Origin of the sequence: Lentilactobacillus sunkii DSM 19904, assembly GCF_001435575.1 — a bacterium.
GTDB lineage: Bacteria > Bacillota > Bacilli > Lactobacillales > Lactobacillaceae > Lentilactobacillus > Lentilactobacillus sunkii.
Map to the genome: position 1 here is coordinate 1 of NZ_AZEA01000047.1, position 6,532 is coordinate 6,532.

Below are 6,532 nucleotides of genomic sequence, written 5' to 3' on the forward strand. Positions count from 1 at the left end.
CTTCCTTGTCTAACAATTGTAGGGCACTTCAGAACCAGGAATAATCGATTTGGGCTCTTAAATTCTGGGATCAAAACGCCTATTGTCGCACTCTCTTCCTACATTCCCAAAACCATTCGAACAATTCCTAATGAAATAACCCCAACAATCACAATAACCAACAAATTTTTCGAGATAATTGCTGAAATAACTGTCGGAATTGAAGCCAGAAAGTTGCCCCACTCAATCGAAGGCAAATGACCGATATGCTGAACAAACAGATTTTCGAACCAGAGTGCCGACATGATCGCGATTGGGACAAAGCTCAGAAATTCAATAACACCTTTTGAAAGCTGAAATTTTTTTAATAAGACGAAGGGAATAATCCGTGATAACCAAGTCACAATCCCCGTGCCAATAATTGTGAGCAGGACGAAATTAAAAGAAGGCATGTTTCATCACCACCCCAAAACTGCATGCCAGCAAAGTCACCAGCAGAATTAACAAGCTGCTTGGAATAAAGATCAATCCAAGGTAGATCGTCAGCAGCACGAATCCAACGACGATGAGTTGGAGATTGAACTTGATTGAACGATCACTGATCAGCTGCAGATAAAGCAATCCAATGAACATGGCAACCAAGGCAAAATCCAAGCCGAATTTTTCGGGGTTGCTGATAAAATTACCGAGCACAGCACCAACCAAAGAAGAAATAATCCAGGTTGAATAGGCGATAATATTGGCCGTATTAAACCATGGGAAGCTCAAATGGTTATCTGAATAGTTAAGCTTGTTCATCCCCAATGCAAAGCTTTCATCTGTCAGCAGGCTTCCCACCAACACATTCTTTAACATACTGTCGTGCTTAAAGTATGGCGCCAAAGTTGTGCTCATCAGAATCATCCGTGAATTCACCAGAAATACTGAAAAAATAATTGAAAAAATCGGGCTGTGAGTCACCAGCATGCTGACAATAACGAACTGGGCCGAGCCTGCATATGTAATAATTGACATCAGTGTGACCAGTAAGGGACTCAATCCTGCCGCCTTACCGACAATTCCAAAAGCCATGCCAATTCCTATGTAACCAAAGACTGTTGGCAGCGTGTCCTTTGAAGCCGCTGATACCGTTAGATCACCATTCATTGAACCGCTCCTTTCGTTTCTCACATGATAATGTGAATTTTTTATATTAATAAAATTCTAATGGGCTACTCATTTAAAGTCAATGACAATCTTATTTTGGTATAAAAAAGTTCAAACAAATCGCCTTAAGACAACTCGTTTGAACCTGACATACTTATTTTCGTTCTGTTAATTCATTCTCATATGCTGAATAAGTTCCTGAATCAAAGCAGACCATGGTGGCGACAAGTTCGGCATTGAAACTTTCGATTGCGTCAATGGCAATCTTTGCCGCCTGATTCAACGGAAAGTCATACACCCCGGTGCTGATCGATGGAAATGCCACCGTCTGACAATGATTTTCAACCGCCCGCTTTAAGCTGTTGACGTAGGAATTCTTCAACAATTGGGATTCATTGTTGTGCCCGCCATGCCAAACCGGTCCCGGCGTATGAATAACATATTTTGCCGGTAGATTAAAACCAAGCGTCACCTTGGCTTCCCCGGTCGGACAGCCATTGAGCTTCCGACAGGCTTCATCTAGTTTCGGACCAGCAGCCCGGTGAATGGCGCCATCCACACCACCACCGCCTCTTAATGACGTGTTGGCGGCGTTGACGATTGCATCAACGTGCATTGTTGTAATATCGCCTTTGATCAAGTTAAATGTTGCCATCTATTTACCTCTACTCTCTGTGGGCTTTCTCCCATGCTTTAATCTGTGCCAATCGTTTCTTGAAGCGAATTTCATTCCCCTGTTCGGTCGGCTCATAGTAAGTGTGGCCAACCAAAGAATCGGGCATGGTCTGCATATTGGTTAGCTTGTCTTTAGATTCATGGGCATACTGATACCCTTTGCCATATCCCAGTTCATGCATCAATGAAGTTGGTGCATTCCTCAGCTGAAGAGGCACCGGTTCGTTGATCGAGTGTTTGACATCCTGTTCAGCACCCAGTGTGGCTTTGTATACCGCGTTGGACTTTGGTGCCAGTGATAAATAAATGGCACATTCAGTCAAATGAACGTTACATTCCGGCATCCCCAAAAATTGGCAGGCCTGAAAGACGTTAATTGCAACATTTAAGGCGTTTGTGTCGGCCAACCCGATATCCTCACTAGCAAACCGGACCATCCGCCGGGCAATATACAATGGATCTTCACCGCCGCTCAGCATCCTCGTCAGCCAATAAACGGCCGCATCCGGATCACTGTTGCGCATCGATTTATGCAACGCTGAAATAATATTGTAGTGTTCCTCACCGTGCTTGTCGTACAAGAACGATTTGGTGTTCATCAGCTGGTGGAGATTGTCGGTCGAAACGGTAACCTTCCCGTCTTTCTTTGGACTGTTGTTGACCGCCATTTCCAGAGTATTCAACGCAACCCGAGCATCCCCATTGGCAAACTCGGCAATTTCTTTGATTGCCTGTTTGTCGATTTCAATGGTTTCTTTGGGAAAAGCAGCCGGATTTGTCAAAGTCTGATCAATTAATTGAATGATGTCGTCGGTTTCCAAGGGCTGGAGAACAAACACCTTACATCTCGAGAGTAACGCCGAATTGATCTCAAACGACGGGTTCTCGGTTGTGGCCCCAATCAATGTGATACTTCCCCGTTCCACAAACGGCAGGAAGGCATCTTGCTGGGCCTTGTTGAATCGGTGAATTTCGTCGACAAACACAATTGTCTTGCCGCCCATTTCCCGGTTGGCTTCGGCGTCTTTCATGATATCTCTGATTTCTTTGATCCCACTGGTAACGGCACTGAAAGTCACAAACTTGGCTTGCGTCTTTTCAGCAATAATCTCAGCCAACGTTGTCTTACCAACACCGGGTGGTCCCCAAAAGATAATGGATGGCAACTGGTCACTTTCAATAATTTCCCGCAGAACCTTGCCTTTGCCAACAAGTTGGTGCTGCCCAACAAATTGATCGAGGGTTTTGGGCCGAACCCGGCTGGCCAGTGGCTGATTCCCTGCCTGATTGCCGGCAAATAACGATTCTTGTTTCATTTTGACACCTCCTGACGATTTGAATTTGATATGTATATGTCAATTATACGAACACCTGTTCTTACAGTCAACTTCCACTTCTATTCTATCGCAACTAATTTCATTTACATATTTTCGCAACTTAGGACCCCATTATTGCCACTTGGCGAAATTTCCCACACAATTAACCGAAAGTTTGCTATTGTAATATCACTAAAGGAGATGAGTATCATGCTGATTCAAACAAACGAACTCACCAAAACATTCGGCAGCAAAGTTGCCGTCAACCACCTCAATATTTCCATTAAAGAAGGCAGCCTGACCGCCGTCCTGGGTCCAAACGGTGCGGGAAAGACAACCACCATGTCCATGCTGACAGGATTACTGAAACCAACTTCCGGTACAGTGGAAATTGCCAAACAAACCAAAGTCAGTATGGTCTTTCAGCAAAGTATTCTTGACGATAATTTAACCGTTAAGGAAAACCTCATGATTCGCAGGGGGCTGTATAAGGATTGTTCAAAAGAACACGTGAATGAGCTCATCAAGCAAATTGATTTAACCAATTTCATCAACCAAAAGTACGTCAGCTTATCCGGTGGTCAACGTCGACGAGTCGACATTGCTCGGGCACTGATTAATCAACCTGATGTGTTATTTCTGGACGAACCGACGACCGGCTTGGATATTCAGACCAGACAAGCCATCTGGACTTTACTGCATTCTCTGCAGGAAGCCCATCATCTGACAATCATTCTCACCACTCATTATTTGGAAGAAGCCGATCATTCAGACGAAGTCTATATCATCGACCATGGGAGTGTGATTGCTGAAGGGTCAGCTGATGAAATTAAAACTAGCTATTCCAAAAATAAACTAGTCATTTACACAAACCACCCTGAGGCAGTCCTGAATTTGATTCCTGCCGCCACAGCTCCCCAGCAAACAAATGACGGAATCACATGCTGGCCAAGCGATTCAGCTCAGGCACTGGATATTCTCACAATGCTCAAGGCGCAGATCACCAACTTTGAATATCGCTCTGGGACAATGAACGATGCGTTCCTCAAGTTAACCGGAAGGGAGATGCGTTAACATGATCGCACTCTGTCAAAGAAATTTAATGCTCTATTTTAAGAATAAAACCAGTATCTTCTTCTCACTGCTCGGAGCCATGATTTCGTTTGTATTATTCGTGGTGTTTCTCAAACAAAACATGGTCGAACAGTGGCACCAGATGCCCGATGCAACCAAAATGATGGATCTCTGGCTGATCGGCGGGACATTGTCGGTGACCGCGATCACCACAACCCTCTCGATTCTGGCCAGAATGGTCCTTGACGAGTCAAGGGGCGTGCTAAAGGATTTCTATCTCACCAATACGTCAACGTTTAAAATCAAGCTCAGTTACATGCTGAGTGCGGCGTTAATCGGTTTTGTCATGCAGCTGGTAATGCTAGCGTTGATGTTAACTTACTTTGCCTTGGTAGATCAACTGGCAGTTCCGTGGTCAAGGTCGATCGACCTGATCGTTGTGGCATTGGCAGGCTCCTTTCTTGCAGTGGCAGTTAATATGATCTTCGTTCAATTTATTCACCGAGTAGAAACAATGAGTGCTTTTGAATCGATCGTGGGCGCTGCTTCTGGGTTCCTGGTTGGGACTTACATTCCAATGGGTGCCTTGCCGCAATTCGCTCAGACAATCATCAAGTTCACACCCGGGGCTTACATTTCTGCACTTTACCGGCAGATCATGATGGGAACGAAAGTGGATGCCATCTTCTCTGGCAGACAATCGGAAACTGCCTTCAATCAATCAATGGGGATTCAGTTGAAATGGACGAACTTATTGACCATGGATCAAACCTACCTGGTTATCGGATTGATTTTTATAGCTGGCATTTTGTTCATCTTCGTGACAGAATTGGTTAAGAAGCGTCAAGGTAGTTTGACGGTGATCGACTAAAATGTGACGGGAGCGGATCAAATGCAAATCCATTTTCAAAAAAATGAACATTTAAATGATGGCGACATTGAAATTATCTTGTCCGCCAAAGAACGCTCCCTGGAAATTGATGAACTGATTGCGTTTCTGAAAAGTTATCGATCCTTACCACCGGCAGTCGTGCCAATCAAATCCGATGATCACGTGTATTTGATCAAGCCGGAAAATATCATTTTGATTGATGTCACTGGCTCTGATTTGATGATTTACACGTCTGACAAAGTGATTCCTACTAAGGGCCGGCTTTACGCGTTTATTGACAAGTTAAACAATCCAGACTTCATCCAGGTTTCCAAGCACGCCGCCTTGAACATCAACCATCTCGAGTCATTGGAGACCAGCTTCACAGGTGGCATGACGGCGATTCTAACTGATAAAGTCAAAACGGATATCAGCCGGAAGTATTTAAGCGTTCTCGAACATCGACTCGGACTTTGAAGGTGAAATAATATGAATCCATTAAAACGCATTGGTAAACTATTCTTATCCGGAATGGAAGTTGGCTCCGTCATTTATTTGCTTTTACTGGCGGTTCCAATTCAAGCTGATTTTCCATCACCTAAGAATATCTTCAGCATCATGATTATGGCCGGGATCATTGGGGTATTCAGCGGCTTACTTGATATCGATGATTTTCGAATCGAGCTGCCGGTTCACTTTGTTGTAACATTTTTAATTGTCGTGACGATGATGGCTTTTAACGGCTGGCTCCAATGGCAGAATTGGACTTTTTGGCTGCTTTTTGGGATCGAGTACCTGATTATCTATGGGATCGCATGGCTGATTATCTTCTTATCAGGAAACTTGAAGCTAAAGCGGATTAACAAGACTCTCCAAGAACGCAATAAGGCCCAAAAGAAGTAGGCCGGAATCAAAGTTAATATTTCCTCCCAGATAACAAACAGGTTATAATTAAGGTGATTTCACCAGCTGTCTATGTATGTGTTTTGAGGGGGGATAGCAAAATGTCTTATAATAAGAACTTTTATCGTGAACCGGCCTTTTGGCTGAGCATTTGCGGTGCTGCAGTGGGACTAACATCACTATTTGCCGGCAATTCGGTGACTTATAGTATGATTTGGTGGCTGCAGGTGCTCATTGTTATCATTGCATTAATTGGAATTTTCTATTTCTTCTCCAGATATTCCAAGGATCAGGAAAACCAGAACAAGCACTAATAAAATATAAAGATCAGGATGGCAGTGGTGTCATCCTGATCTTTTTGGTTGGAATGCTCACTTTGTGGGTGTTTACTGGTATCTAGCAAAAATGTGCTCCGACGAACCCGATCCCTACTGCATAAGACAAAGGAGACAACGATGAACAAAAACCGTTCATCATTGTCTCCTTTGTCTTATGCTCCGGGATCACCCGGTTCTTTTTGGAGAATTTTCTGGTATTTAGCTGAAACAGACTAAGCTTATGATGAATT

General features: G+C 43.9%; 9 protein-coding genes. 5 read left to right on the forward strand and 4 right to left on the reverse strand.

Annotation, left to right across the window (positions count from 1 at the left end; all coding sequences use genetic code 11):
• Window positions 1-98: 98 nt before the first annotated feature.
• The 4 genes from FD17_RS12675 to FD17_RS12690 all read right to left on the reverse strand — a co-directional run bounded on the left by FD17_RS12675 (window position 99) and on the right by FD17_RS12690 (window position 3,116).
• A complete protein-coding gene (locus tag FD17_RS12675; protein ID WP_057826545.1) occupies window positions 99-431 on the reverse strand; it encodes an AzlD domain-containing protein in 333 nt (110 codons plus the stop codon).
• Entirely contained in the window at window positions 418-1,125 is a 708-nt protein-coding gene (locus FD17_RS12680; RefSeq protein ID WP_057826546.1) for an AzlC family ABC transporter permease, read from the reverse strand. Before FD17_RS12680 ends, FD17_RS12675 begins: the two co-directional genes overlap by 14 nt.
• Before the next feature lie 154 nt (window positions 1,126-1,279).
• Entirely contained in the window at window positions 1,280-1,780 is a 501-nt protein-coding gene (locus FD17_RS12685; protein WP_057826547.1) for an O-acetyl-ADP-ribose deacetylase, read from the reverse strand.
• Window positions 1,781-1,790: 10 nt separating this feature from the next.
• Window positions 1,791-3,116: a replication-associated recombination protein A gene (locus FD17_RS12690; RefSeq protein WP_057826548.1), complete on the reverse strand. Its 1,326-nt coding sequence runs from the start codon at window positions 3,114-3,116 to the stop codon at window positions 1,791-1,793.
• A 210-nt stretch (window positions 3,117-3,326) separates the two neighbouring features.
• Between FD17_RS12690 and FD17_RS12695 the strand changes: the two genes are divergently transcribed.
• The 5 genes from FD17_RS12695 (at window position 3,327) to FD17_RS12715 (ending at window position 6,278) form a co-directional block, all read left to right on the forward strand.
• Window positions 3,327-4,190, forward strand: coding sequence for an ABC transporter ATP-binding protein (locus tag FD17_RS12695; protein WP_057826549.1), 864 nt, complete (start codon window positions 3,327-3,329; stop codon window positions 4,188-4,190).
• 1 nt (window position 4,191) lies between these two features.
• The gene (locus FD17_RS12700; RefSeq protein ID WP_057826550.1) at window positions 4,192-5,061 is read left to right on the forward strand and encodes an ABC transporter permease; all 870 of its coding nucleotides are present in this window, start codon (window positions 4,192-4,194) and stop codon (window positions 5,059-5,061) included.
• Window positions 5,062-5,082: 21 nt separating this feature from the next.
• Window positions 5,083-5,538 (forward strand): LytTR family DNA-binding domain-containing protein, encoded by a 456-nt coding sequence (locus FD17_RS12705; RefSeq protein WP_057826551.1) that lies wholly within the window; start codon window positions 5,083-5,085, stop codon window positions 5,536-5,538.
• Between the two features lie 12 nt (window positions 5,539-5,550).
• On the forward strand, window positions 5,551-5,964 hold the full coding sequence (locus tag FD17_RS12710; RefSeq protein WP_057826552.1) for a DUF3021 domain-containing protein: 414 nt from the start codon (window positions 5,551-5,553) through the stop codon (window positions 5,962-5,964).
• Window positions 5,965-6,065: 101 nt separating this feature from the next.
• Window positions 6,066-6,278, forward strand: coding sequence for a hypothetical protein (locus FD17_RS12715; RefSeq protein WP_057826553.1), 213 nt, complete (start codon window positions 6,066-6,068; stop codon window positions 6,276-6,278).
• Window positions 6,279-6,532 lie beyond the last annotated feature (254 nt).

Excerpts from the sequence above, each read along its gene's own strand:
- FD17_RS12685 (WP_057826547.1), bottom strand. The coding sequence starts at position 1,780 with ATGGCAACATTTAACTTGATCAAAGGCGATATTACAACAATGCACGTT.
- FD17_RS12695 (WP_057826549.1), top strand. The coding sequence starts at position 3,327 with ATGCTGATTCAAACAAACGAACTCACCAAAACATTCGGCAGCAAAGTT.
- FD17_RS12675 (WP_057826545.1), bottom strand. The coding sequence starts at position 431 with ATGCCTTCTTTTAATTTCGTCCTGCTCACAATTATTGGCACGGGGATT.
- FD17_RS12715 (WP_057826553.1), top strand. The coding sequence starts at position 6,066 with ATGTCTTATAATAAGAACTTTTATCGTGAACCGGCCTTTTGGCTGAGC.
- FD17_RS12680 (WP_057826546.1), bottom strand. The coding sequence starts at position 1,125 with ATGAATGGTGATCTAACGGTATCAGCGGCTTCAAAGGACACGCTGCCA.
- FD17_RS12710 (WP_057826552.1), top strand. The coding sequence starts at position 5,551 with ATGAATCCATTAAAACGCATTGGTAAACTATTCTTATCCGGAATGGAA.
- FD17_RS12700 (WP_057826550.1), top strand. The coding sequence starts at position 4,192 with ATGATCGCACTCTGTCAAAGAAATTTAATGCTCTATTTTAAGAATAAA.
- FD17_RS12705 (WP_057826551.1), top strand. The coding sequence starts at position 5,083 with ATGCAAATCCATTTTCAAAAAAATGAACATTTAAATGATGGCGACATT.
- FD17_RS12690 (WP_057826548.1), bottom strand. The coding sequence starts at position 3,116 with ATGAAACAAGAATCGTTATTTGCCGGCAATCAGGCAGGGAATCAGCCA.